This window comes from Piscinibacter gummiphilus (assembly GCF_032681285.1).
GTDB classification, from domain to species: Bacteria; Pseudomonadota; Gammaproteobacteria; order Burkholderiales; family Burkholderiaceae_C; genus Rhizobacter; species Rhizobacter gummiphilus_A.
Window position 1 is genome coordinate 4,098,398 of the sequence record NZ_CP136336.1, and the last position, 24,460, is coordinate 4,122,857.

A 24,460-nucleotide genomic window follows, 5' to 3' on the forward strand; every position below is an offset into this window, starting at 1 on the left:
TATATGCAACTGTATGGAGATTGTCATGGCCGATGCCGCCACTTCTGCACCAAGCCCTGAACAGACCCTTGCCGCCTGGGAGGCCGACGAAGCTTCGGTGCGCGCACGCCGCAGCACGCTCGGCGTGATCCGCTCCGAGCAGGTGGCAGGCAAGGCCGGCATCGAGGTGTTCAACGCCATGTTCTCGGGTGAGCTGCCCCAGCCGCACATCGGCGAGACGCTCGATTTCCTGCCGGTCTTGGTGGAGCCGGGCCGCGCCATCTTCCAGGGCCGACCGCGCCGCGCGCACTACAACCCGCTGGGCACGGTGCACGGCGGCTGGTTCGCCACCCTGCTCGACTCGTGCGTGGCCTGCGCCATCCACGCCTCACTGCCCGTGGGCAAGAGCTACACGACGGTGGAGCTGAAGATCAACATCGTGCGGGCGCTGACCGAACATGTGCCGCTCGTGCGCGCCGAAGGCAAGGTGATTCACCTCGGCCGCAGCATGGGCACCGCCGAAGGCCGCCTCTACGGCCACGACGGCAAGCTGTACGCTCACGCCTCGACCACCTGCTTCATCATGGACGCCAAAGGCTGAAATGCGAATCCTCCACACCATGCTGCGCGTCGGCGACCTGCAGCGCTCGATCGACTTCTATACGAAGGTGATGGGCATGCAACTGCTGCGCACCACCGACCGGCCCGAGCAGAAATACTCGCTGGCCTTCCTCGGCTACGGCCACAACCCCGAGCACGCCGAGATCGAGCTCACCTACAACTACGGTGTCGAGAAATACGATCTCGGCACGGCCTATGGTCACATCGCCATCGAAGTGCCCGACGCGTATGCGGCCTGCGAGAAGATCCGCGCGAACGGCGGCGCCGTCACGCGAGAAGCCGGCCCGGTGAAAGGTGGCAACACCGTCATCGCCTTCATCACCGACCCCGATGGCTACAAGGTCGAGCTCATCGAGCGCAAGCCCGGTTAAGCGGCTACGCGCAAAGCCTGCGCCTCACGCGCGAGCTGGGTGATGCCCGCCCAGTCGCGCGCCGCCACGGCAGCGGCCGGCGTGAGCCACGAGCCGCCGCACACGGGCACGTTGGGCAACGCGAGGAACTGCGGCGCCGTCTCGGGCGTGATGCCGCCCGTCGGGCAGAACTTCACGTCGGCGAACGGCCCCGCGAGCGCCTTCAGCATCGGGATGCCGCCCGCCGCGGTGGCGGGGAAGAACTTCAGGAAGTCGTAGCCGTCGAGGTTGGCCTGCATCACCTCGCTGCCGGTGGCCACGCCGGGCAGGAGCGGCAGGCCGATCTCGCGGCAAGCCTGGCCGACGAGGCTCAGGTAACCCGGGCTCACGGCGAACTTGCATCCGGCGCTCAGCGCCGCCTTAGCATCGCCCACGTTGCGCACCGTGCCAGCGCCAACGATGGCCTCGGGCACCATCTTCGCAATCGCCTCCATCGCCGCCAGCGCGACCGGCGTGCGCAGCGTCACCTCCAGCACCTTCACGCCACCGGCCACCAGGGCTTCGGCGAGGGGCACGGCGTCTTCGAGACGGTCGATCACGATGACCGGGATCACCGGGCCGTGGGTGGCGAGTTCGAGTGTGTTCATGGTGAGGTGCTTGTGATCAAAGCCAGTTCAAAGCCACGTGATGGCGCCTTCTTCGGCGCTGCGCACGTTGCGGCGCATGCCGCCGAAGAGTTCACGGCCGAGGCCGTGGGCGTTGTCGGCGCGACGCTGCTCGCTCATCGTGGCCAGCTCGCGCTGGGCCCAGGTCTGCGCGTCGACCAATGCTTCGAGCGTGCCGGCCACCGCGTCGAGGCGGATCAGGTCGCCATCGCGCACTTTCGCGAGCGGCCCGCCCGCCATCGCTTCCGGGCTCACGTGGATGGCCGCGGGCACCTTGCCCGAAGCGCCGCTCATGCGGCCATCGGTCACGAGCGCCACCTTGAAGCCCTGCCCTTGCAGCACCCCCAGCGGCGGCGTGAGCTTGTGCAACTCGGGCATGCCGTTGGCCTGCGGACCCTGGAAGCGCACCACGGCCACGAAATCGCGCTGCAGCGTGCCGGCCTTGAAGGCGGCGAGCAGCGACTCCTGGTCGTCGAACACGATGGCTGGCGCTTCGATCACATGGTTGGCCTCGGGCACGGCCGAGACCTTGATCACCGCGCGGCCCAGGTTGCCATCGAGCAGCTTGAGGCCACCCGTGGCGCTGAACGGGTCACTGGCGCGGCGCACGATGAGGTCATCGCCGCTCGCCTCGGGCAGGTCGCGCCACACCAGCCGCTCGCCGTCCATGGCGGGCACTCGGGTGTAGTCGCGCAGCCCCCCGGCGGTGGTGGTCATCACGTCGCCGTGCAGCAGGCCGGCGTCGAGCAGTTCGCGCAGCACGAAGCCGGGGCCGCCGGCCGCCTGGAACTGGTTCACGTCGGCACTGCCGTTCGGGTACACGCGCGACAGCAGCGGCACCACGTGCGAAAGCTCCGAGAAGTCGGTCCAGTCGATGAGGATGCCCGCTGCGCGGGCCACGGCCACCCAATGGATCAGGTGGTTGGTGGAGCCGCCAGTGGCGAGCAAGGCGACGAGTGCGTTGACGATCACCCGCTCGTCGACCACGCGGCCGATGGGCGTGCGGCGTTCGCCTCGCGAGATGTCGAGCACCTGCCGCACTGCGTGGCGCGTGAGCTGCTCGCGCAGGCCTTCGTGCGGGTGGATGAAGGCCGTGCCGGGCACGTGCAGGCCCATCGCCTCCATCAGCATCTGGTTGCTGTTGGCCGTGCCGTAGAAGGTGCAGGTGCCGGGGCCGTGGTACGCGGCCGATTCGGCCTTGAGCAGCTCTTCGCGGCCCACCAGGCCTTGCGCGAACTGCTCGCGCACCTTGGCCTTGTCGCTGTTGGACAGGCCACTCGTCATCGGCCCCGCGGGCACGAAGACGCACGGCAGGTGACCGAAGTGCAAGGCGCCGATGAGCAGGCCGGGCACGATCTTGTCGCACACGCCGAGCAGCAGGGCCGCGTCGAACACATCATGCGTGAGGGCCACCGCCGTGCTCATCGCGATCGTGTCGCGCGAGAAGAGGCTCAGCTCCATGCCGGGCAGGCCTTGTGTCACGCCGTCGCACATGGCCGGCACGCCACCGGCCACCTGCGCCGTGGCGCCGAGGCGATGTGCTTCGTCGCGGATCAGGTCGGGATAAGTGGCCAGCGGCTGGTGGGCCGACAGCATGTCGTTGTAGGCGTTGACGATGCCGATGTTGGGCGCACGCTCGGCCACGATGCGCAGCTTGTCGGACGCGGGCATGGCGGCGAACGCGTGGGCGACGTTCGCGCAGCCCATGCGGTCGGCGCCGCGGGGGCGCGAACCCCAGGCTTCCACACGCTGCAGGTAGGCAGTGCGCAGCGGGGCGCTGCGCTCGCGGATTCGCTGGGTGACGGCAAGGACGACTGGTTTCATGGGAGCGGACGACTTGTAACCTGGTGCGCGATTATCAGGTAACCAAATTACAAGTCAACGCGGCCGATGCGCGCACCGTGGTTACTTGCCGCCCTTCTTGTCAGCCGGCGACCGGCCCTCGCGCGCCGCGTCACGCGCCCGGGCGACGAGTTCATTGCAGCTGTCGCCCTCGTCGCTCTCGCCCTTGTCGAAGAGCGGGAGCACCGCTGCGATCGGGTTCACCAGCGCCAGCAGCGCGGCGCCTGCCACACGCCGGGCGAGGGGCGCTTTCTCGACCGACACCTTGGGCGCATTGAAGGCGCCCTTCAGGTGCACCGGCGTGCGCAGTGCGAGCGGGCTGAAATCCTTGGGCGCGACCGTGGCCTTGAGGTCGAGCGCCTCGTCTTTCATGGACACGCTGCCTTCGGCCCACACCGTCGAGTCGGGCGTGTCGACCACGAGCGTGCGCGTGGTCAGCACACCCTTCTCGGCCTTCAGGTCGGCGAGCGCGCAGCTGACGGGCAGCGGCTCGTCGCCCTTCACGAACACGCCCAGCGCTTGGGCCAGATCGAGGCCCGCGGCTTCGACGATGAGGTGCGAGACCTGCCCCTGGCGCACGGTGGTGGCAACCGTCCCGTCGAGGCTGCCGAGGATCTGCGCCGTCGAGCGGCCCTGCCCTTCGAGCTTGGCGTGGCCGACGAGCTTGCCGCTCACAAAGGGCGGCTTGCCATCGGCTCGCTTCTGCTTGAGCCACTGTTCGAGCTTCACGCCCGACCATCGCAGGTCGGCGTTCCACAGCGCCACGTCGCGCGTGCCGTCGAGCGCCACGTTGCCACGCAGGCTGCCGTCGGCGGTGGTGGCCACGAGGTCGTCCAGGCGCAGCTTGCCGTCTTTCAAGGTGAGGCGCGTCTTCAGCGGCTGCAGCGGCAGGGCGAAGAGCGCACCCAGCTCGACACGGTCGAAGGCCATCTGCACATCGGCGTTCATCGCGCGCAGCGAGGGCAGGTCGAACTCCCTGTCGGGCAGCACACGCGCCGCGGGCGGCGCCTTGGTCTTCGGTGGCGGGGCCGGGTCGGCCCCGGGCTCGCCGCCGATCGTGGGCGCGAGATCGGCCAGCAGCAGGCGCGGGCTCGTCACCTTGCCGGCGAGAAGCGGCACCGGCTGGCCCATGTCGTAGGTGAAGTCGCCCTTGAGCTTGGTGGAGCCCACGGTCGCATCATCGGCGGCGACCTTCCAGACCTTGCCGTCCTTGTTGATGCGGCCGGCGAGCACGAAGGCGCCCGTGGTCGGCAGGGTGACGCCAAGCGGGTCGCCAGCCGCGGCGAGCGAGGGGCCGCTGACGCGGAACTGCCCGGCCAGGTCCGAGAGCTTGAAGATGTCGGTCACCGTGCCGTTGAAGCTGAGGCTCGCCTTGTTGGCCTTGAGTTCGAGCACCACCGGCACCGAGGGCGCGGCGGTGTCGCTGCGCAGCAGCGGCGTGACCCCCGCGGTGCGCAGGTTGGCCGAGAGCTTGGCCGGGCCATACGTGCCTTCGGCGCTGGCGATGAGGCCGCGCAGTGCCACGGGGAGCGGCTGCGAGCCCTGCGAAGGCGGCGCCTGCACGCCGGCCGCGCCTTCCGCCAGCGCGAGCCTGGCGACGATGTCGGCCTTCAGCGGCACATCGACATAGGTGAGCTGGCCTTCGTTGACGCGCAGCTCGCGCACGGTCGGGAAGACGTTCGGCTTGCCCTCCTTCGCTTCCTGGGGCTTCTGCAGCGTGCCGAACACCCACGAGGCACGCCCGTCGGCCATACGCTCGGCGTGCACCACCAGGTGGTCGGCGCGCAGCAGGTCGATGTCGAGCGGCGCGCCCTTCTTTGCGCGCCACAGATCGCCATACGAGAGGTGCATCTGCGCGTTGCGGGCCTGCAGGAAGAAGGGCCGCTTGCTCCACTCGGGCGCGCCGATCTGCAGGTGCGGCACGTCGACCTTGAGCCCGCCGAAGAATCGCACCGTGGCATGCGAGCTTTCGTTGCCGAGCTGCACATCGCGCTCGAGCGTGCGGCTGAGCACCCGCTCCACCGGCTTGGCGAGGAAGGGCCAGCCAGCCCATTCGCAGGCGAGGACCGTGACGACGAGCGCCCCCATCACGGCCGCTGCCACGGCCCAGCCTTTGCTGATGCGCCGTGGGGATGAGGTCATCGCGTCGCTCCGGGTGGTGGGGTGGACTGACCTTAGGCCCGCGGCCCGGCGGGTCGTATCGGCACCGGCCGGCAGTCGCTGTGAGGCATGTCCTACGGCACAGGGCGCGACGCGTGGAATTGCACACGCCTGGGCCGCAGCAGCGCTAGTAGACTGGCCCGGTCCCCGCTGCGAGCACTGTCGAGCCTCGATGCCCGAACGTTCCGATTCCCCTGCCGCCGGCCCTTCTGCCACGAGCAGCACCGCAGCCCCTGCGGTGCGATCGCTCGACATTGCCGCCATCGGCCTGGACGCACGCGACCGCGCCGTGCTGGTGTCGATGACCCGCATGCTAGATGGGCAGACCGGCTTGCGGCTGCGCTGGGTCGAAGACCCCAACGACTGCACCACGCTCTTCGTGCCGCACGACTGGTCGCAGTACGTCGCCCCGCCGCGCGTGCTGGTGCGCCTGACGCCACGCGGCGCCAGGCCGGCCGACTCGCCGCGCGGCCTGGCGGTGACCTCGCCGGTGCGTGTGGACGGCATGACCGAAGTGCTGGAAGCCGCCGCGGCGCTGTACGAGCTTGCGCGCGGCGCGGTGCAGCGCGAGCACGCCCGCATGGCCCTGCATGCGCTGCGCGATCTGATCGTGGGCGCCCTGCTTGCCGGGGAACGCCGGCGCACGCTGCTCGGTGTGGGCGGCGGGCACGGCATGGTGGTCGACTTCCGCACCGGGGAGATCGCGAGTTCGCTGCCGCTGGCCGAGCTGCTGGCACGACCGCTGCAGCTCGCGGAGCCGCAGCGCGCACCCGACACGCCCCCATGGCCCGGCGAGCGCCACACGTTGCGGGTGTCGACCCTGCTGTGGGGGCTGACGCACACGCTCGTCGACCAGGGCGTCTCGCCGCGCACGATCAATGGCCGGTACCGGCTGACTTCCACGCCGGAGCCCGCCGCCCTCTCCCGCCCGAGCGCGCCAAGGCTCGTGGCGGCGTGGACGCAGCGCGCGATGGGCGTGGGCGAAGCAGCGGCGGCGGCCGGCCTGTCGGCATTCGAGATCCTCTGGTTCCTGAGCACTGCGCTTGCGCTGGGGATTGCCGTGCCGGCAAGTGAACCCGAGGCAGGCGCCACCCGTTGAGTCCGGCATGAGCCTCGCTCCGCCCCTGCGCCCCCTCTCCCCCGAACGCGAACCGGCCCACCTGCTCGCCCAGGTGCATGCGGCCTGGGGCGGGCAGAGCGATCTCTGGGTGTTCGGCTACGCCTCGCTGATCTGGCGGCCCGAGTTCGAATCGATCGAGCAGCGCCAGGCGCGTGTGCACGGCTGGCACCGGGCGCTCGAGATGCAGTCGCGCATCAACCGCGGCACGCCCGAGCGGCCCGGCCTCGTGTTCGCCCTCGTGGGCGGCGGCTCATGCCGCGGCATGGTCTACCGCATCGCCCGCGAGCGGGTGGAAGACGAGCTGCCGCGTCTGTGGGCGCGCGAGATGCCCAACAGCGTCTACGACCCGCGCTGGCTGCCCTGCCAGACCGCCAGCGGCCCGGTCACGGCATTGGGCTTCACGCTCAGCCGCGAGAGCCCCAACTACACCGGCCCGATGGACGACGCGCACCTGGTGAAAGTGCTGCGGCATGCCAGCGGGCGCTACGGCACCACGCTCGCCTATGTGCTGGAGACGGCCCAGGCGCTGCGTGCACATGGCATCCGCGACCGGGCCATCGAGCGCATCGTGGCGCTGGCACACCAGCACTCGTTGGCTTGACTTCCCCGGCCGCGCTTCTCTTGCGCGCGCTGCGCCGTGCCCCTCAAGCTACGCCCAAGGGACGGGTTTCCCGACCCGACTGAGGGGCTTTCTTTATCGAGCTTCGCGGAACTGCATCTCGCGCTGCGCGACGCGCACGCGGTCGAGGTCGTCTTCGGTGTCGACGTCGAGCAGCACGCCGGGGTCGTCGACCTCCACACCCATCGCCGGGTAGCGGGCCAGCAGGCGGCGGGCGCCTTCATCGCCGGTGAGCATCACCAGCTCCGAATACAGCTCGGCGGAAAAGCCCACCGGGTGCCCGCGCAGGCCGCGGTGCTGCGCGTAGGCAATCGCGTTGCCGTCGAGTTCGTCGGCCACCTGGCGCAGCGTCGAGGTCTGGATCATCGGCATGTCGGCCGGCAGGATGAGCCAGCCCGACGCATCGGAGCGCGCTGCCACGCCGGCCGCGATGGAGTAGCCCATGCCCAGCGCCTGCGCCGCGGGCGAGCCAGCCGGCGGCAGCACCACCATGTCGCGCGTGGCCACGTGGCGGCTCACCATTTCGGCGAGCGGCTCGGTGGTCACCACCAGCACCGGCATCTGCGTGGCCAGCGCGTTGGAGATGGTCGTGGCCAGCACGGTGGACGCGCCCAGCGTCTGCACCAGCTTGTGGTGCAGGCCGCGAAAGCGCGAACCACGGCCCGCCGCCAACACCACCACTGCCGGCCGTGACTTCATTCGGCCTACTCCCCGATGTGGCGGCTCCACTGCGGGCCGCCTGTCATCAAGAATCGGATTTCGGGCCTCTAAACGATAGTGGGGGCTTCACTTAAGGCCTTCCCCGTAAGGCATTTTGAGTAAGACCACCACCCTTCAGCAGCCCCGTACAAGCCTCATACAAATTCAAACGGCAGTGCACGCATGGGTTTGCCGGTGAGGCGGGCCAGGGCGTTGGCGAACGCCGGTGCCAAGGGCGGCAAACCGGGCTCGCCCATGCCCGTCGGCGCCTCGGTGCTCGGCACGATGTGCACCGAGATGGCCGGCATCTGCGGCATGCGAGCCACCGTGTAGTCGCCAAAGTTGCTCTGCTGCACGACGCCGTCTTTCAGCGTGATGGCCGCCCCCGGCAAGGTGGTGCCGAGCCCCATCAGCGCAGCGCCCTGCACCTGCGCCTCGATGGCCATCGGGTTGACCGCCGTGCCGCAGGCCACGCCGGCGGTGACCCGGTGCAGGGTGGGCTGGCCCTCGCGCATCGACGCCTCCACCACGTAGGCGACCACCGAGCCGAACGACTCGTGCACCGCCACACCGAAGGCATGGCCTTTGGGCAGCGTCTTATGGCCGTAGCCCGACTTCTCGACCGCGAGCTCCAGCGCCGCGAGGTGGTGCTTGTGCTTCTCGCCCAACAGCTGGCGTCGGTAGGCCACCGGGTCTTGCGCGGTGATGCGGGCGATCTCGTCGATGAGCGTCTCCATCACGAAGGCGGTGTGCGTATGCCCCACCGAGCGCCACCACAGCACCGGCACGTTGACCTTGGGGTGATGGATCTGCAGCGCGAGCGGCACGTTGTAGGGCGTGTCGGCCACGCCTTCGACCATGACGCCGTCGACACCGTTCTTCACCAGGAAGGCCTCGAAGGGCGTGCCCATCAGGATCGACTGGCCGACGATGGTGTGGTTCCAGCCCAGCACCTGGCCTTTTTCGTCGAAGCCGATCTCGGCGCGGTGCACATGTGCGGGCCGGTAGTAGCCGCCCTTGATGTCGTCTTCGCGGCTCCACACGATCTTGAGCGGGCCCGAGTTGCCCGACAGGCGCCACGCATCGGCCACGCGTGCGGCCTCCACCAGGTAGTCGGAACTCGGCACCGCACGCCGGCCGAAGCCGCCACCGGCCATGGCGGTGGTGAGCTGAACGTCCTGCGGCTTGAGCTTGAGCACCGCGGCCACGGCCCCCTGGTCGATGGTCTGGAACTGCGAGCCCGCGGTGATCTTGCAGGTGCGCCCGTCGAAATCGATCAGGCAGTTGAGCGGCTCCATCGGCGCATGCGCGAGATACGGGAAGCTGAAGACCGCGTTGATCTTGCGCGGCGCCGAGGCGATCTTCGAGGTGTCGGCCTCGCGCACCTTCACACCGGGCTTGCCGGCCAGCTCGCGGTATGTCGCCAGCTGCGCCTGCGAGTCGACCTTCTCGACCGCCGCGCTGTTCCACACCACCTTCAGCGCATCGCGGCCCATCTTGGCGGGCCAGTAGCCGTCGGCGATCACCGCGAGGCCAGTCGCACCGCGGTCGAGCGGCACTTCCATCACCTCGACCACGCCTTTCACCGCACGCGCCTTGCTGGCATCGAAGCTCACGAGCTTCGCGCCGAAGACGGGCGGGTGCAGCAGCAGCACGGTCTTCATGCCGGCCAGTTGCGAGTCGATGCCGAACGCCTGCTGGCCGGTCGCCTTGGCCCGCGCATCGAGCCGCGGGGTGGGCTTGCCGATGAGCTTGAAGTCCTTCGCGTTCTTGAGCGTGACGGTCTCGGGCACCGGCTGCTTCATCGCGTCGGCGGCCAGCTCGCCGAAGGTGGCGCGCTTGCCACCGGCCGACACCACGCCGTTCGACACGCGGCAGGCCGACGGTGCCACGTTCAAGCGTTGCGCGGCGGCGCTCACCAGCATCGCGCGGGTTCGGGCGCCGAGCTGGCGGTACTGCTGCCACGAGCTGCGAACCGAATTGGAGCCACCTGTCATCTGGATGCCGAACCCTGGGTCCTTGTAGGCATCACCTGCGGGCGCGAGTTCACCGCGCACCTTGGACCAGTCGGCGTCCATCTCCTCGGCCACGAGCATGGGCAGGCTGGTGATGACCCCCTGGCCGAATTCGAGCCGGTTGACGAGCACGGTGACGGTGCCGTCGGTGTCAATGCGCACGAAGGCAGCGGGTTGTTCGCCCGGCTTGAGCGGCGCGGCCTTGGCGGGGGCCGACGCGGCCTGTGCGTCGGCCTCCTCGTGCGAGACGAAGAGCCCGAGCGCGAAGCCGGTGCCCGCGCCGAGCTTCAGAAAGTTGCGACGGCCGAGGTTGCTCGCCTGCTGCGCGCCCACGCGGGCCATGAGGTGGTCGTAGTTCATGCGTCGTGCCTCCTCACGCCAGCGCCTGCGCGGCGTCTTTGATGGCGGCGCGGATGCGCGCGTAGGTGCCGCAGCGGCAGATGTTGCCGGCCATGGCGGTGTCGATGTCGGCATCGCTCGGGCGGCGTTTGCTCTTGAGCAGGCCAATGGCGCTCATGATCTGGCCGCTCTGGCAGTAGCCGCATTGCGCCACGTCATGCTTGATCCATGCGGCCTGCACCGCACGGCCGACCTTGTCGTCGGCCATCGCCTCGATGGTGGTGATCTTCTGCGTGCCCACCGCGGAGATCGGCGTCACGCAGCTGCGCGTGGGCTGGCCGTCGACGTGCACCGTGCAGGCGCCGCACAGCGCCGCACCGCAGCCGAACTTGGTGCCGGTGAGCTGCAGGTTGTCGCGCAGCGCCCACAGCACGGGGGTGGAAGGGTCGGCATCGACGTTCACCGTCTTGCCATTGACGTTCATCGTGGTCATTGCAAGGCTTTCAAAAAAAGCGAAGGCGGAGGGTATACCGCTTCGCAGGACTTGTGTTTTTATACTCGGCCGCATGAGCACCCAGAACATCGCCGACCTGCGCAAGAGCTACGAGCGCGCCGAGCTGGACGAAGAGGCCTCGCGCGAGGACCCGCTCGAGCAATTCGGCCTGTGGCTGCAGCAGGCACTCGATGCGCAGGTGCCCGAGCCGAACGCGATGACGCTTGCCACCGTGGGCGAAGGCGGCCGGCCATCGACGCGCATCGTGCTCATCAAGGGCTTCGATGCGCGCGGCATCGTCTGGTACACCAACTACGAGAGCCGCAAGGGGCGTGAGCTGGCCTTGCACGCACAGGCGGCGCTGCAGTTCCACTGGGTCGAGTTGGAGCGCGTGGTGCGCATCGAAGGACGCGTGGAGAAGACGAGCGCCGACGAGTCGGATGCGTACTTCAACTCGCGCCCGCTCGACAACCGCCTCGGCGCCTGGGCCTCGCCGCAGAGCCAGGTGATCTCGTCGCGCGCCGTGCTGGTGGCCAATGCCGCGAAGGCGGCGGCGCGTTATGCGCTCTCGCCACCGCGCCCGCCACACTGGGGTGGCTACCGCCTGGTGCCCGACACCTGGGAGTTCTGGCAGGGCCGCAAGTCGCGGCTGCACGATCGGCTGCGCTATCGGCTCGAGGGCACGAGCTGGGTGCGCGAACGCCTCGCACCCTGAGCGCCACGGTCAGTGTGTGAGATGCGCCTGCGCCAAGCGCGTGAGGTTGCGCAGGAACGCATGGAAGTCGATCGGCTTCGTCCAGTAGTCGTCGAAGCCCGCCTGCTTCGCCCGGTTCACGTCTTCGGGCATCGCATTGGCCGACAGCGCCACGATGGTCATGTCCGACGGCATCGAGGCGGCCTTCAGGCGGCGCAGCACCTCGAAGCCATCGATGTCGGGCAGCTGCATGTCGACCAGCACCACATGCGGCGCATCGGCCACCGCACGGCTCACGCCTGAGACGCCGTCGACCGCCACGCTCAGGTTGACGTCGGGCCGCAGCGCCACCAGTTCCTGCACCAGCACCACGTTGACCGGGTTGTCTTCGATGTAGAGCACGTTCAGGCGAGTGCTGCCGGCCGCGTCGCCTTTGCCGAGGTCGGCATGGAAGCCGGTGTGCGGCTCGAGTTCGAGGGTCTCGGGCGCTCGTTCGGCGGGCAGCGTGACCTGGAACTCGCTGCCGTGGCCGGGCTCGCTCGTCACCGTCAGGTCGCCACCCATCAGGCGCACGAGGTGGTGGACGATCGCGAGGCCGATGCCGGTGCCGGGGATGGTGCCGCGCTCGGCGCCGAGGCGGTTGAAGGGCTGGAAGAGCTGCGTGCACTGCTCGGCCGAGAGGCCGCGGCCGGTATCACGCACCGAGAGCGTCCACGCCGGCTGGTCGCGATGGGTGGTGGAACTGGCGGCGATCCACACCTGGCCTTGCGGCTTGTTGTACTTGATCGCGTTGCTGATGAGGTTGGACAGGATCTGCCGCACACGCCGCGGGTCGGCGCGCACCCAGCCGCGCATCGGCTGCGGATGGATCTGCACCGCGGCCTGCGAAGCCTGCAGCTGCGTCCACTGCAGCACGTCGTCGAGCGAGGACTGCAGCGACACCGCCTCGTACGTGAGCGGCAAGGCGTCGGACTCGATGGTGGCGAGGTCGAGCACATCGTCGATCAGCGCCAGCAGGTGCAGGCCGGCGGAGTGGATGCGGTCGACACGCTGGCGCTGCTGCGTGCTCAGGCGCTCGGTCAGGTCGTTGCCGAGCAGCTGCGCGAAGCCGAGCACCGCATTGAGCGGCGTGCGCAGCTCATGGCTCATGCGCGCGAGGAACTGGCTCTTGGCCGCGCTCGCCTGCACCGCCGCGGCCTTCTCGCGCAAGGCCTGCTCGGCGCGGCGGCGCTCGGTGATGTCCCAGGTGACGCCGAGCATCTTCTCGGGGTCGCCATGCACGTCGCGTTTCACCAGCCCGCGCGTGGCCAGCCAGCGGATCGACCCATCGGGGAAGACCACGCGGAATTCGTTCTCGTAGCTGTCGCCTTCTTTGCCCGCACGCGCCTTGTTGCGGTTGATGTTTTCCAGGTCGTCGGGGTGGTAAGCGGCGTAGCGCATGTCGTCGGGTGGCGTCTCGGGCCCGACGGGCAGGCCGCGCAGGCGGTACATCTGCGCGTCCCACTTGGCGCGGCCGGTGCGCAGGTCGCGCTCCCAGGTGCCGATTCCGGCCGACTCGGTGGCCAGGCGGGCGCGCTCCTGCATCTGCCGCAGCTCGGCCTGGGTGCGCTGCAGGTTCGTGATGTCGAGGTTGACGCCGAAGGCCAGGTCGCGGTTGCCGAGCACCTCGCGGCGCGACCACGAGGCCACCCAGCGCACCGCACCGTTGGGCCGCACGATGCGGAACTCGGCGTGCAGGCCTTGCGGGCTGGTGCCGGTGACGGGGCGGTGATTGCGGGCAATCTCGCGGTCCTGCGGGTGCACGAGCTCGTTGAGCCAGACGTCGTTGTTCGGCGGCGGCTGGTCGCGCGGCACGCCGTAGAGCCGGTACATCTGCTCGTTCCATTCGATCTCGCGCGTCTCGATGTCGACGCTCCAGATGCCCACGCCGGCCGCGTTGGTGACGCGGTCGATGCGCTGGGCGTAGGCCTTGGCACGCTCGCGCTCGGCGATCTGCTCGGTCATGTCGATGGTCACGCCCGAGAGGCCGATCACGTTGCCCCTCGCATCAAACTCCGCGACACGACGGGTGTAGAGGTTGCGATAGTGGCCGCTGCGATGGCGGTAGCGCGCTTCGACATCGACCACGCCGCGCGTTCCGATGGCCTCCTCGGCCGCAGCGACCACCGCGGGCCGGTCGTCGGGGTGGATGAGTTCGCGCAGCTGCTCGACGGTGAGCTTGTCTGTCGCAGGGTCGAGGCCCAGCATGGCGTAGCCCCAGTCGCTGAAGTAGACGCGCTGGTTGATGAGGTCGAGCCGCCACAGCGCCACCGCGGCGAGGTCGACCGCGCGCACCCACAGCGCTGCCGTGGCCTCGCTCGTGCGCAGGCGGTCGGCGATCTCGGTTTCGTCGATCAGGAGGCCGGTCATGCGCGCGGGCACGCCGCGGGGGTCGTTTTCCACTTCGCACAGGGCACGGATGTCTTTCACCGCACCACCCGGCGAGACGATGCGGTAGTGCGTCTCGTAGCGGCCCGCTGCCTGCGCGAAACGGCGGTACTCGGCGTCCAGGCGTGCGCGGTCATCGGGGTGCACCAGCTCGAGATTGGCGTTGCGGGGCGGCATGCCGCGGGCGGGGTCGAGGCCGAGCAGGCCGAACATGTGGGCGTCCCAGCGGGTTTCGCCGGTGGCGAGGTCGTGTTCCCACGACGCCATGCGACCCAGGGTCTGCACCATGTCGAGCCGGTGGGTCAGGCGTTCGACGTCACCGGCAACTGGCTCCAGCCAGACGAGCCAGCCCGGCTCGAGCGCCACCGCCGTCCAGTTGAATTCGACGCCCGCGGGCTCCATCGCCACACGGCCCTGGTTCTGCCCCGCATCGAGGCGCGCACGCACGGCTGAGGCAAGCACCGGCCAGTGGTGCTCGGCCAGCCCGCGTTGGGACGCCCACGCGGTGGCCGCGGGGTTGGGCTGCCATCCGCCCGCATCGCCGCGCTCGTGCGGCGGCTGCACCGCCGCAAGCCTCAGGGCGAGGCCGGGCGCGCGCCACCACAGTTGTTCAATGCCATCCATGCAAGACACCGCGACCGCGCGGGCGAGCGGCCAGTTACAAACGGTGCTGGGCAGTCTATCGAGGCTGCGGCGCAATCTTCACAGGAGAAGCACCGGGGACAGCAGGGCCGCTGCCAAATCGCGCACGCTGCCGCACGCGGTGAAGGCTCAGGCCGCCTTGACCAGGCTGGCGAAGGTCTTGCGGAATTTCTCCACCTTGGGCGCGACGACGAACGCGCAGTAGCCCTGGTTGGGGTGCTGGGCGAAGTAGTGCTGGTGGTATTCCTCGGCGCGCGAGTAGTTCGCAAGCGGCAACACCTCGGTGACGATGGGCGAGCGGTAGGTGCCGCTCGCAGCCATCTCGGCGATCACCTCGCGCGCCACTTTCTCCTGCTCGGGAGAGCTGAAGTAGATGCCCGAGCGGTACTGCGTGCCCACGTCGTTGCCCTGCCGGTTGAGGGAGGTCGGGTCGTGCACGACGAAGAAGATCTCGAGCACCTCGCGCAGGCTGATCTGGTCGGTGTCGAAGCTCACGCGCACGACTTCGTTGTGCCCGGTGTTGCCGGTGCAGACCTGCTCGTAGCTTGGGTTGACCGCGTGGCCGTTGGAATAGCCGGATTCGACGGCAGTCACGCCGTTCACACGCTCATAGACCGCTTCGGTGCACCAGAAGCAGCCGCCGCCCAGGGTGATGGTGTCAATGCTCATACCGCCTCCGTCGCCAACAGACGCCGATTCTGACAAGGCGGCAATGACTTGTCAGAAGGCGTGGCTTGCGGTCAGGGCCAGCAGCCAGGTGCGAGGGAGTCCTGGCTCGAAGAAGCGGCCATTGCCCTCGTTGACGATCACCGAGCCGGCATAACGGCGGTCGGTCGCGTTGTCGAGGCGCACGAGCTGCGTGAAGCGCCAGCCGTCGAGCGATTGGGCAAAGCCCGCGCGCAGGTTGAGCAGCGTGACGGCAGGGGCAGCATCGGTGTTGCTGTCGTTGACCACGAGCGAGCCGGTGTGCACCACCTCGACGGCACTTTGAAAGCCACCCCAGGCCGCCTTGGGTGCCCAGGCAAGTTCCGCGAAAGCGCTGCGCTCGGGCGTGCCGGGCAGGCGGCGGCCATCGGCAAAGCGAGCGCGCAGCAGGTTGAGGCTCAGCGTGCTGCGCAGGCCGTCGGTGAGCTGCGCCACGTGCGCGACTTCCAGGCCGCGGCGCTCGGTGGGGCCGGCGTTGCGGAAGGTGGAGCGGCCGCCGCTGTTGGTGTCGACCACGATCTCGTCTTTCGTGTCGATGTCGTAGAGCGCCGCGTCGAGGCGCTGCACGCCGTCGACCTTCCACTTCGCACCCAGCTCGAGGTGGCGGCTGCTGGAGGCGCGCAGGTCGGTGTTGAGCCCGGAGCCGACGTTGCGGTAGGCCAGCTCGGTGAAGGTCGGCGTCTCGTAGCCGCGGCCGGCGTTGAGGTAGACGTTGACTGTCTTCGCGGCGTGCCAGGTGAGGCCCAGCACCGGGTTCACGCCGCTGAAGCCGACGCTGCCGCTGTCGTCGGGGTTGTCGGGTGCCGGCGGCACGCCGGGCTGGATGAAGTAGTCGCGGGTCCGAAAGCGCACATCGATGCTGCGGGCGCCGGCGGTGAGCGTCCAGTCGCGGTGGACGTCGAGGCTCGCCTGCAGGTACGCGTCACGGTTCTCCACGACGTTGCGCTCGTCACGCTTGAGTGCACCTTGCGCGCCAAGGTTGTTGATGTAGCCCTGACGGTTCTCGCGCATGCGGTCGTACTCGATACCGCCCGTCAGGCGCAGCGCACGGCCCTCGTCCAGCGAGATGCGGTGCGAGAGCTGCGCGCCCAGACCGCCGTACCCGCGATCGAACTGAACCACTCCACCACTGCCCGTGTTGCTGGCCTGGGGAGGCGCGGTCAGCGGGATGCCGAGTGCGTTGAACAGATTGCGTTCACCGAGGTAGAGCCGGCCGGTAAAGAGCGTGGCCTCGCTGAAGCGGTGCTCGACCACCGTGCCGATCTGGTTCTGCCGCACCGTCTTGCGGGTGTCGTAGTCCATGGCAGCGGTCGCGACGGAGCGGGGATCGCTTTCCCACTGCGCCCGCGTCAGGCCGAGCGGGTCTTGTGTGTCGGGCTGATCGAGCGCGTTGACGACCACGCTCACGTGGGTGTCGCGGCTCAGGTCGCGCTGCCAGCGCGCATTGAACTGGCCACGGCGGGCGGCGCTGTGCTCGCGGTAGCCGTCGGTGTCGAAGCGTGAGGCGTCGAGCGTGATGCCGTCGCCGCTGGCGGTGGTGGTGCTGTACTTGAGGCCGAACTTGCGTTGCTCGTAGGGGCCGGCCGCCCCGCTCACGCTGAGCGTGGGGGTGGTGGCGTCGTCTTCGGTGAAGACCTGCACCACGCCGCCGGCCGAGTTGCCGTAGAGCTGGGCCATCGGACCGCGCAGCACCTCGATGCGACCCGCCGAGGCCAGCGACACGTTGGACGCCTGGCCCTGGCCGTCGGGCATGGTGGCGGGAATGCCGTCGACGATGAGGCGCACGCCGCGCACGCCGAAGGTCGAGCGGGTGCCAAAGCCGCGGATGGAGATCTGCAGGTCCTGCGCGTAGTTCTGGCGGTTGAGCGCCACGATGCCCGGTACGCGGTTGAGCACCTCGGAGAGGTTGACCTGCGGGCCGCCGTTGTCGATCGCCTCGCGTGTCACGGCAGTGATGGCAGCAGGCGAGTCAAAGGCGCTTTCACGAATGCGTTGTGCCGTGATGACCACCGGATCGAGCACGTTGGGAGCGCTTTGCGCGCTGGCGGCGGTGATCGCCCCGAGCGCGGGCAGGGCGGCGCAGATCACGCTGAATCTCATGGAGGTGCTGTCCTGGTTGCAGAGCGGGCGACTGTTTCATGCCACCCCTCGACCGTGAACCCCGGGCAAGCGAGGAATTTGTCACCGATCGTGCGCCATGTCGGCGCAAACACGGGGTGGGCGCGTGGGCGCGACCGGCAAAATCCGCGCCGGGCCGAGGGAGCCCGCCCACTTCCATCAAGAAAGAGAACGGCATGAACGGCCTGCTGACGCTGCTCGGCATCGAATCCTGGAAACCCTTGTTGACGGCGCTGGTGCTGCCGCCGCTGCCCTTCTTCCTGCTGCTCCTGATCGGCGCACGGCTGATCCTGCCGCGCCGCGGGCTGGGTTGGTTGGTGATCCTGCTGAGCCTGGCGGGCCTCTGGCTGAGCGCCTGCGTCGGCATGGGCCAGGTGCTGGTGCAATTTGCACTCAAGCCGCCCGCGGCATTGAGCGCCGCAGCGGTGGCCGATCTGAAAGCGGCCGTGAAGGGCAAGGAGCCCGTGGCCATCGTCGTGCTGGGCGGTGGCGCCGAGCCGCTGGCGCCCGAGTACGGCATCTCGAATCTCGCGCCAGCGTCGCTCGCGCGCCTGCGCTACGGGCTCTGGCTCAGCCGCGAAACCGGTGCGCCAGTGGCCTTCAGCGGCGGGGTGGGCTGGGCGCAGTCGACGGACGGGAAGCCTGAGGCCGAGGTCGCCGCACGCATCGCGTCCCGCGAATTCGGCCAGCCACTCAAGTGGCAGGAAGACCGCTCGCGCGACACCCGCGAGAACGCCGGCCACACCGTGCAGCTGCTCAAGCGGGATGGCATTACCCGCATCGTGCTCGTCACCGACGGCTGGCACATGCCGCGGGCGCAAAAGATGTTCGAGCAGGCGGCGGGAGGCTCCGTCAAGGTCGACCCTGCGCCGATGGGCCTGGCGCAACACACCACGCGCCCGGCGCTCGACTGGATCCCCTCCCCCGCCGGCTACCAGAAGGTTCACAACGCCGTGCGCGAGTTGCTGGCCTTGCTGGTGCGCGCCTGAAGAAACGTCGCCCCAAAAAGCGAAGCCCCCTTCCAACCTCGCGGCGGAAGGGGGACGGACGGCTGACGCCATCGGTCGGGGCTCTGGAGGAAGTAGGTCCAGGGCTCCTATAGCGCAGTGACTGCGCCAGTGAGGATGCCTGCAGGCAGGCTCCCTAAAGCTAGATGACGGCCCCGATCAGTGCCAAGTGAGATCGTCTATGACGCGGCGCCGCATCATTGAGACGGCTTCATCAGGCGGTCGAAGAGACCGGCCACGCGCTGCTCCACCTCGGCATCCATCTTGATGTTGCGGCCCCACTCGCGGCTGGTCTCGCCCGGCCACTTGTTGGTGGCGTCGAGGCCCATCTTGCCGCCCAGGCCGCTCACGGGGGAGGCGAAATCGAGGTAGTCGATGGGCGTGTGCTCGACGAGCGTCGTGTCGCGCACCGGGTCGACGCGGGTGGTGATGGCCCAGATCACATCCTGCCAGCTGCGGATGTCGACGTCGTCGTCGGTCACCACGATGAACTTGGTGTACATGAACTGACGCAGGAAGCTCCAGATGCCGAACATCAGCCGCTTCGCATGGCCCGGGTAGCTCTTCTTGATGCTGACGATGGCCATCCGGTAGCTGCACCCTTCGGGCGGCAGGTAGAAGTCGACGATCTCCGGGAATTGCTTCTGGAGGATCGGCACGAAGACTTCATTCAGCGCCACGCCCAGGACGGCCGGCTCGTCGGGCGGTTTGCCGGTGTAGGTGGAGTGGTAGATCGCGTCGCGCCGGCGCAGCAGGCGGCTCAACTCGAACACGGGAAACCAGTCCTGCTCGTTGTAGTAGCCGGTGTGGTCGCCGAACGGGCCTTCGAGCGCGTGCAAGTAGCCGCCCACCTCCTTCAGCCGCACGCCGTGCGGGCTGGTGCCAACGTAGCCGGGTGCGGCGGGCGGGATGTGGCCTTCAAGCACGATCTCGGCACCGGCCGGTGCCTGCAGCATCACCCCCTGGTCGCCGACGGCAGTGTCGAACACCTCGGTGCGACTGCCGCGCAGCAGTCCGGCGAACTGGTACTCCGACAGGGTGTCGGGCACCGGCGTCACGGCGCCGAGGATGGTCGCCGGGTCGGCACCCAGCGCCACGGCGATGGGGAACCGTTGACCGGGCCGCGCCAGCGCGAAGTCGCGGAAATCGAGCGCGCCGCCGCGATGGGTCAGCCATCGCATGATGACCTGGCGCGGGCCGATGACCTGCTGGCGGTAGATGCCGAGGTTCTGGCGCTTGCGTGCACCGGGCGTCCCCTGCGGACCGCGGGTGATGACGAGGCCCCAGGTGATCAAGGGCGCGACGTCTCCGGGCCAACAGGTCTGGATTGGCAACTGGCCGAGATCGATCTCGGAGCCGGTCAAGGCTTCCTCCTGGCAGGCGGCTTTGCCGGTAACGGCGGGCTTCATGTCCCACAGGGCTTTCGCCATCTGTAACAAGCGGCCGGTGTCTTTCAGGCCTTTTGGCGGCTCCGGCTCCTTCAGGCTGGCCAGCACACGGCCCACGTCCCGCAGCTCATTCACCTCGGTGGCCCCCATTCCAAGGGCCACTCGTTTCGGGGTACCGAAGAGGTTCGTCAAGGCGGAAAATTTGTAACCAGCGGGGTTCTTGAACCACAGCGCCGGACCGCCAGAACGGAGGACCTTGTCACTGAGCGCTGTCATTTCAAGCCGCGCGGAGACTGGCTCAGCGACCTGCCGAAGCTCGCCGAGGCGCTCCAGGCCCGCCATGAAGTCCCGCAAATCGCGATATTTCATGCTTTCCAGTTATGAAAGGTCATTTTTATATCCTTGACCAGTTATGACTAGGCCCAACAGAATCCGGCCCGCACCTGACACAGATCAGGGATAACCCGCGCCGACGACCGGTTCAGCAATGCCGGAAGTCCGACAGGCGCACGCTGCCGAATCCCGCACGCCAATTGCCGAGGGATTATCACTGTCACCTTCCCAGCCACAGGCATCCGCCGGCCGGGAGCGAGACAGAGAAGAAAGGAGTGACATGACAGCGCTTCAGAATTTGCTCTCGCACCTGCAATCGGCCCGCACCCGGGCGGCAGGCTCCGCAACCGTTTTTCTCCGCGACGTGGGCCATGGTCTTCTCGAGGTCAGCCACAACACCCTGGCCCTGGTCGGCCTGGTGATCGTCGCGATGCTGGTCTTCCTGTTCAGCCACCGCGACATGAGCCAGGGCGTCGAACAGAAAGCCCTGAGCTGGCTGCAGGCCCGGCAAGAGGCCCGCACAGCCGGCACGCTGGAAGCCCTGGCGGGCTTGAACGAGCCCGACGCCATCACGCGGGCCACTGCCAGCGACCCGCGTGAACTGACGCGCCAGCAAGCGGCGGTCGCCAATTGGCTGTCTCGCCGCTACCGTGTGGCACCGGAGCCCGTGGCCCGTTTGGTGCAGGAAGCCTGGACGGTCGGCGCCAAGGCGAACCTGGAGCCGACGCTCATCCTGGCCATCATGGCCATCGAGTCGAGCTTCAACCCGTTCGCCCAGAGCCCGGTCGGCGCGCAAGGCCTGATGCAGGTGATGACCCGCGTGCACGACGACAAGTACGAGGCCTTCGGCGGCAACCACGCGGCCTTCGACCCGGTGACCAACCTGCGCGTCGGCGTGCAGGTGCTCAAGGAGTGCATCTCGCGCGCCGGCGGCCTGGAAGCGGGGCTGCGCTACTACGTGGGCGCAGCCAATCTGGCCGATGATGGCGGCTACGCGGGCAAGGTGCTGGCGGAGCAGGAGCATCTGCGCCAGGTGGCGGCCGGCAAGACCGTGTCGATCACGGCGCCGCTGATCCTGCCGGCGCCTGTGACGGTGCCGGCCACCCTGACCGGGCCCGACGCCAAGCCGGCATCTCCGGGTGAGAAGTCGACCACGGACCAGGTGGCCCTGGTCGGCTGAATCCCCCACACGTGAACGTGGCAGGCACGACCTGCCGCGCTACACTCCCACCCGCTGCGCAACTGGCGATGGGGCCCCGGTCTGATGACTGCGGAGCCTGAGGTGGTGAACCACTGGGAAGCGCGGCCCGCTCCAGATGTTTGGAGCCGGTTCCGCCGTTCGCCTGGGCAGCCCCGAGATCGCATCTCCCGATGCGGATGTTCGACGGGACACACCTGACCTAGAGAACCGCCACATGTTCGACCGCGCCAAATCCACCATTGCCTCCGTTGATCCCGAACTCTGGGCTGCCATCCAGAGTGAGAACCAACGCCAGGAAGACCACATCGAGCTGATCGCCTCCGAGAACTACACCTCGCCGGCCGTCATGGCCGCACAAGGCAGCCAGCTCACCAACAAGTACGCCGAGGGCTATCCCGGCAAGCGTTACTACGGCGGCTGCGAGTACGTCGACATCGTCGAGCAGCTCGCCATCGACCGCCTGAAGCAGCTCTTCGGCGCGCAGTTTGCCAACGTGCAGGCCAACTCCGGCTCGCAGGCCAACCAGTCGGTCTTCTTCGGCCTGCTGCAGCCGGGCGACACCATCATGGGCATGAGCCTCGCCGAAGGCGGCCACCTGACGCACGGCATGCCGCTCAACATGAGTGGCAAGTGGTTCAAGGTGGTGAGCTACGGCCTCGACAAGAACGAAGCCATCGACTACGACGCGATGGAGCGCCTGGCCCACGAGCACAAGCCCAAGCTGATCATCGCGGGCGCCTCGGCCTACTCGCTGCGCATCGACTTCGAGCGCTTCGCCAAGGTGGCCAAGGCCATCGGCGCCTATTTCATGGTCGACATGGCCCACTACGCCGGCCTGATCGCCGCGGGCGTGTACCCCAACCCCGTGCCGTTTGCCGACGTCGTCACCTCCACCACCCACAAGAGCCTGCGTGGCCCGCGCGGCGGCGTGGTGCTGATGAACAACGAAGACATCGCGAAGAAGATCAACAGCGCGATCTTCCCGGGCATCCAGGGCGGCCCGCTGATGCACGTGATTGCCGGCAAGGCGGTGGCCTTCAAGGAAGCGCTGTCGCCCGAGTTCAAGACCTACCAGCAGCAGGTGGTGAAAAACGCCGCCGTGCTCGCCGACACGCTCATCCAGCGTGGCCTGCGCATCGTGTCGGGCCGCACCGAAAGCCACGTGATGCTGGTCGACCTGCGCCCCAAGAACCTGACGGGCAAGGAAGCCGAGGCCATCCTGGGCGCGGCCCACATGACCTGCAACAAGAACGGCATCCCCAACGACCCGCAAAAGCCGATGGTCACGAGCGGCATCCGCCTGGGCTCGCCGGCCTTCACCACCCGCGGCTTCAAGGAAGAGCAGGCGCGCATGACCGCCAACCTGATCGCCGATGTGCTCGACAAGCCCCACGATGAAGCGAACCTTGCGACGGTACGCGCCAAGGTGTCCGCCTTGACCCGCGAATTCCCCGTCTATCGCTGATGACTCACAGGGCCGCTCACGCGGCCCTCGTCCTTTATGCGTTGCCCCTTTTGTTCCCACGAAGACACCCAGGTCGTCGAGACGCGCGAGTCCGACGAGGGTGACGTCGTGCGCCGCCGCCGCCGCTGCCAGAGCTGCGACAAGCGCTTCACCACCTACGAACGCGCTGAGATCGCGCTGCCCTCCGTCGTCAAGAAGGACGGCACGCGCGCCGAGTTCGACATCGGCAAGGTGCGCGCCTCAATGACGCTTGCGCTGCGCAAGCGCCCGGTCAGCGTCGAGCAGATCGACGCGGCGCTCGAGCGGATCCAGGACAAGCTGCTCAACAGCGGTGCCAAGGAAGTGGCCTCCACGAAGGTCGGCGAATTCGTCATGCGCGAACTCAAGCGCATCGACAAGGTGGCCTACGTGCGCTTCGCCTCGGTCTACCGCAGCTTCGAAGACGTGGACGAGTTCCGGCAGCTGATCCGGGACATCTGACGCGCCCTCCCCCGCCCGGGTGCCCTCACCAGTGGCCCGGGGATTACCCCCGCGCGGTGGAAGCCACACCGCGGTGCATTTTCTACAGTGCCCTCACACCAAAACAGAGGGAGGGCACCATGCACACCGGGAGCGCCGCAGCACGCGGCTTCACCTTGATCGAGATGACGGCCACGCTTGCCGTGGCCGGCATCGTCGCGACGGCCGCCGTGCCGTCGCTTCATGGCTGGGCCGACCAGCAGCGGCTCAAGGGCGTCGCTGGCGAACTGTCGAGCGACCTTCAACACGCCCGCACCGAAGCCCTGCTGCGCAACGAAGGCGTGCGCATCACATTCTTGGGCAACGCCTGCTACGTGGTCCACACCGGCGCGGCCGATCGGTGCCGGTGCGACGCCGAGGGCCTCGGCCGCTGCGAAAGCGGGGCTGAGCTCATCAAAGCGGTGGTGCTGCCCACCGCCACCGGCGTCGCCCTGCAGTCCAACGTGCGCTCGGTGCTCTTCGCACCCGAGCACGGCACGGCCAGCCCGACCGCCACACTGCGCCTCAGCGGGGCCCAGGGCCGCACGGTGCAGCACACCGTCAACCTGATGGGCCGCGTGCGCTCCTGCGCGCCGCAGGGTGCGGTTTCGGGCTACAGCGCCTGCTGACGAGGAGGCTTCGACCATGCAACGCCTCCACCGCGGCTTCACGCTCATCGAGATGATGATCGTCACGGCGATCGTCGGCATCCTCGCGAGCATCGCCGTCCCGAGCTTCCAGGGCCCGCTCTACAAGGCACGGCGCATCGACGGCGTCAGCGCCCTGCTGCAACTTCAATTGAGCCAGGAGCAATGGCGCTCCAGCAACTCGCAGTACGCAAGCCTCGCCGAGCTGCGCACGCCGGCCGCCTCGGGGCTGCGCTACTACACGCTCGCCGTGGCCGACGCGAGCGCATCGGGCTACTCGCTCATCGCCACGGCCACCGGCGCACAAGCCGGCGACCGCCCCTGCCGCGTGCTGCGGGTCACCGTCACCAACGGCCAGGCCACACGCGCTTCGGGCGACGACGAGCGCCATGCCAACAACGACGCCGACAACCGCCGCTGCTGGGGCATCTGA

At 68.5% G+C, this 24,460-nt stretch carries 21 protein-coding genes and 1 riboswitch; of the genes, 11 read left to right on the plus strand and 10 right to left on the minus strand.

Annotated elements, in window-relative coordinates:
- The first annotated feature begins 25 nt into the window (after window positions 1-25).
- Together RXV79_RS19300 and gloA are read left to right on the plus strand one after the other, a co-directional pair.
- Window positions 26-580: a PaaI family thioesterase gene (locus RXV79_RS19300; RefSeq protein ID WP_316699733.1), complete on the plus strand. Its 555-nt coding sequence runs from the start codon at window positions 26-28 to the stop codon at window positions 578-580.
- A gap of 1 nt (window position 581) precedes the next feature.
- Window positions 582-971: a lactoylglutathione lyase gene (gene gloA, locus RXV79_RS19305; protein ID WP_316699734.1), complete on the plus strand. Its 390-nt coding sequence runs from the start codon at window positions 582-584 to the stop codon at window positions 969-971.
- On the opposite strand, the gene eda is transcribed toward gloA, so the two are convergent.
- From eda to RXV79_RS19320, 3 genes are all read right to left on the minus strand, one after another.
- A complete protein-coding gene (gene eda / locus RXV79_RS19310; protein WP_316699735.1) occupies window positions 968-1,597 on the minus strand; it encodes a bifunctional 4-hydroxy-2-oxoglutarate aldolase/2-dehydro-3-deoxy-phosphogluconate aldolase in 630 nt (209 codons plus the stop codon). The two genes, gloA and eda, sit on opposite strands and share 4 nt — an antisense overlap.
- A gap of 27 nt (window positions 1,598-1,624) precedes the next feature.
- On the minus strand, window positions 1,625-3,439 hold the full coding sequence (edd, locus tag RXV79_RS19315; protein WP_316699736.1) for a phosphogluconate dehydratase: 1,815 nt from the start codon (window positions 3,437-3,439) through the stop codon (window positions 1,625-1,627).
- 81 nt (window positions 3,440-3,520) lie between these two features.
- A complete protein-coding gene (locus RXV79_RS19320; protein WP_316699737.1) occupies window positions 3,521-5,599 on the minus strand; it encodes an AsmA family protein in 2,079 nt (692 codons plus the stop codon).
- Window positions 5,600-5,789: 190 nt separating this feature from the next.
- On the opposite strand from RXV79_RS19320, the gene RXV79_RS19325 reads away from it, so the two are divergent.
- Both RXV79_RS19325 and RXV79_RS19330 read left to right on the plus strand, forming a co-directional pair.
- Window positions 5,790-6,716, plus strand: a complete 927-nt coding sequence (locus RXV79_RS19325) for a hypothetical protein (RefSeq protein WP_316699738.1) — start codon at window positions 5,790-5,792, stop codon at window positions 6,714-6,716.
- A gap of 7 nt (window positions 6,717-6,723) precedes the next feature.
- On the plus strand, window positions 6,724-7,338 hold the full coding sequence (locus tag RXV79_RS19330; protein ID WP_316699739.1) for a gamma-glutamylcyclotransferase: 615 nt from the start codon (window positions 6,724-6,726) through the stop codon (window positions 7,336-7,338).
- A 93-nt stretch (window positions 7,339-7,431) separates the two neighbouring features.
- Here the strand turns inward: RXV79_RS19330 and RXV79_RS19335 are convergent, their stop codons facing one another.
- The 3 genes from RXV79_RS19335 to RXV79_RS19345 all read right to left on the minus strand — a co-directional run bounded on the left by RXV79_RS19335 (window position 7,432) and on the right by RXV79_RS19345 (window position 10,902).
- A complete protein-coding gene (locus RXV79_RS19335) occupies window positions 7,432-8,055 on the minus strand; it encodes a nucleotidyltransferase family protein (RefSeq protein ID WP_296728882.1) in 624 nt (207 codons plus the stop codon).
- 155 nt (window positions 8,056-8,210) lie between these two features.
- Window positions 8,211-10,430, minus strand: coding sequence for a xanthine dehydrogenase family protein molybdopterin-binding subunit (locus RXV79_RS19340; protein WP_316699740.1), 2,220 nt, complete (start codon window positions 10,428-10,430; stop codon window positions 8,211-8,213).
- Between the two features lie 13 nt (window positions 10,431-10,443).
- On the minus strand, window positions 10,444-10,902 hold the full coding sequence (locus tag RXV79_RS19345) for a (2Fe-2S)-binding protein (protein WP_316699741.1): 459 nt from the start codon (window positions 10,900-10,902) through the stop codon (window positions 10,444-10,446).
- Window positions 10,903-10,975: 73 nt separating this feature from the next.
- Here RXV79_RS19345 and pdxH point away from each other — a divergent pair, with 73 nt between their 5' ends.
- Window positions 10,976-11,617 (plus strand): pyridoxamine 5'-phosphate oxidase, encoded by a 642-nt coding sequence (gene pdxH, locus RXV79_RS19350; RefSeq protein WP_316699742.1) that lies wholly within the window; start codon window positions 10,976-10,978, stop codon window positions 11,615-11,617.
- Window positions 11,618-11,626: 9 nt separating this feature from the next.
- Here the strand turns inward: pdxH and RXV79_RS19355 are convergent, their stop codons facing one another.
- From RXV79_RS19355 to RXV79_RS19365, 3 genes are all read right to left on the minus strand, one after another.
- The gene (locus tag RXV79_RS19355; protein WP_316699743.1) at window positions 11,627-14,647 is read right to left on the minus strand and encodes a PAS domain-containing protein; all 3,021 of its coding nucleotides are present in this window, start codon (window positions 14,645-14,647) and stop codon (window positions 11,627-11,629) included.
- Window positions 14,648-14,794: 147 nt separating this feature from the next.
- Window positions 14,795-15,334, minus strand: coding sequence for a peptide-methionine (S)-S-oxide reductase MsrA (gene msrA, locus RXV79_RS19360; protein WP_316699744.1), 540 nt, complete (start codon window positions 15,332-15,334; stop codon window positions 14,795-14,797).
- 51 nt (window positions 15,335-15,385) lie between these two features.
- The gene (locus RXV79_RS19365) at window positions 15,386-17,470 is read right to left on the minus strand and encodes a TonB-dependent receptor family protein (protein ID WP_316699745.1); all 2,085 of its coding nucleotides are present in this window, start codon (window positions 17,468-17,470) and stop codon (window positions 15,386-15,388) included.
- A 194-nt stretch (window positions 17,471-17,664) separates the two neighbouring features.
- On the opposite strand from RXV79_RS19365, the gene RXV79_RS19370 reads away from it, so the two are divergent.
- Window positions 17,665-18,477 (plus strand): YdcF family protein, encoded by an 813-nt coding sequence (locus RXV79_RS19370; RefSeq protein WP_316699746.1) that lies wholly within the window; start codon window positions 17,665-17,667, stop codon window positions 18,475-18,477.
- A 215-nt stretch (window positions 18,478-18,692) separates the two neighbouring features.
- Here the strand turns inward: RXV79_RS19370 and RXV79_RS19375 are convergent, their stop codons facing one another.
- Window positions 18,693-20,252, minus strand: a complete 1,560-nt coding sequence (locus tag RXV79_RS19375; RefSeq protein WP_316699747.1) for a UbiD family decarboxylase domain-containing protein — start codon at window positions 20,250-20,252, stop codon at window positions 18,693-18,695.
- Window positions 20,253-20,496: 244 nt separating this feature from the next.
- On the opposite strand from RXV79_RS19375, the gene RXV79_RS19380 reads away from it, so the two are divergent.
- The 5 genes from RXV79_RS19380 (at window position 20,497) to RXV79_RS19400 (ending at window position 24,460) form a co-directional block, all read left to right on the plus strand.
- A complete protein-coding gene (locus RXV79_RS19380; RefSeq protein WP_316699748.1) occupies window positions 20,497-21,396 on the plus strand; it encodes a lytic transglycosylase domain-containing protein in 900 nt (299 codons plus the stop codon).
- Window positions 21,397-21,444: 48 nt separating this feature from the next.
- Window positions 21,445-21,572, plus strand: a riboswitch (ZMP/ZTP riboswitch).
- A 59-nt stretch (window positions 21,573-21,631) separates the two neighbouring features.
- Window positions 21,632-22,882, plus strand: coding sequence for a serine hydroxymethyltransferase (gene glyA / locus RXV79_RS19385; protein ID WP_316699749.1), 1,251 nt, complete (start codon window positions 21,632-21,634; stop codon window positions 22,880-22,882).
- A 36-nt stretch (window positions 22,883-22,918) separates the two neighbouring features.
- On the plus strand, window positions 22,919-23,362 hold the full coding sequence (gene nrdR / locus RXV79_RS19390; protein WP_296728854.1) for a transcriptional regulator NrdR: 444 nt from the start codon (window positions 22,919-22,921) through the stop codon (window positions 23,360-23,362).
- 119 nt (window positions 23,363-23,481) lie between these two features.
- The gene (locus RXV79_RS19395; protein WP_316699750.1) at window positions 23,482-24,009 is read left to right on the plus strand and encodes a GspH/FimT family pseudopilin; all 528 of its coding nucleotides are present in this window, start codon (window positions 23,482-23,484) and stop codon (window positions 24,007-24,009) included.
- A gap of 16 nt (window positions 24,010-24,025) precedes the next feature.
- Window positions 24,026-24,460, plus strand: coding sequence for a type IV pilin protein (locus RXV79_RS19400; protein WP_316699751.1), 435 nt, complete (start codon window positions 24,026-24,028; stop codon window positions 24,458-24,460).

Coding starts and splice junctions, on each gene's coding strand:
- edd (WP_316699736.1), bottom strand. CDS start 3,439: ATGAAACCAGTCGTCCTTGCCGTCACCCAGCGAATCCGCGAGCGCAGC.
- gloA (WP_316699734.1), top strand. CDS start 582: ATGCGAATCCTCCACACCATGCTGCGCGTCGGCGACCTGCAGCGCTCG.
- glyA (WP_316699749.1), top strand. CDS start 21,632: ATGTTCGACCGCGCCAAATCCACCATTGCCTCCGTTGATCCCGAACTC.
- RXV79_RS19330 (WP_316699739.1), top strand. CDS start 6,724: ATGAGCCTCGCTCCGCCCCTGCGCCCCCTCTCCCCCGAACGCGAACCG.
- RXV79_RS19395 (WP_316699750.1), top strand. CDS start 23,482: ATGCACACCGGGAGCGCCGCAGCACGCGGCTTCACCTTGATCGAGATG.
- msrA (WP_316699744.1), bottom strand. CDS start 15,334: ATGAGCATTGACACCATCACCCTGGGCGGCGGCTGCTTCTGGTGCACC.
- RXV79_RS19325 (WP_316699738.1), top strand. CDS start 5,790: ATGCCCGAACGTTCCGATTCCCCTGCCGCCGGCCCTTCTGCCACGAGC.
- pdxH (WP_316699742.1), top strand. CDS start 10,976: ATGAGCACCCAGAACATCGCCGACCTGCGCAAGAGCTACGAGCGCGCC.
- RXV79_RS19355 (WP_316699743.1), bottom strand. CDS start 14,647: ATGGATGGCATTGAACAACTGTGGTGGCGCGCGCCCGGCCTCGCCCTG.
- RXV79_RS19340 (WP_316699740.1), bottom strand. CDS start 10,430: ATGAACTACGACCACCTCATGGCCCGCGTGGGCGCGCAGCAGGCGAGC.
- RXV79_RS19300 (WP_316699733.1), top strand. CDS start 26: ATGGCCGATGCCGCCACTTCTGCACCAAGCCCTGAACAGACCCTTGCC.
- nrdR (WP_296728854.1), top strand. CDS start 22,919: ATGCGTTGCCCCTTTTGTTCCCACGAAGACACCCAGGTCGTCGAGACG.
- RXV79_RS19380 (WP_316699748.1), top strand. CDS start 20,497: ATGACAGCGCTTCAGAATTTGCTCTCGCACCTGCAATCGGCCCGCACC.
- RXV79_RS19370 (WP_316699746.1), top strand. CDS start 17,665: ATGAACGGCCTGCTGACGCTGCTCGGCATCGAATCCTGGAAACCCTTG.
- RXV79_RS19375 (WP_316699747.1), bottom strand. CDS start 20,252: ATGAAATATCGCGATTTGCGGGACTTCATGGCGGGCCTGGAGCGCCTC.
- eda (WP_316699735.1), bottom strand. CDS start 1,597: ATGAACACACTCGAACTCGCCACCCACGGCCCGGTGATCCCGGTCATC.
- RXV79_RS19320 (WP_316699737.1), bottom strand. CDS start 5,599: ATGACCTCATCCCCACGGCGCATCAGCAAAGGCTGGGCCGTGGCAGCG.
- RXV79_RS19335 (WP_296728882.1), bottom strand. CDS start 8,055: ATGAAGTCACGGCCGGCAGTGGTGGTGTTGGCGGCGGGCCGTGGTTCG.
- RXV79_RS19365 (WP_316699745.1), bottom strand. CDS start 17,470: ATGAGATTCAGCGTGATCTGCGCCGCCCTGCCCGCGCTCGGGGCGATC.
- RXV79_RS19400 (WP_316699751.1), top strand. CDS start 24,026: ATGCAACGCCTCCACCGCGGCTTCACGCTCATCGAGATGATGATCGTC.
- RXV79_RS19345 (WP_316699741.1), bottom strand. CDS start 10,902: ATGACCACGATGAACGTCAATGGCAAGACGGTGAACGTCGATGCCGAC.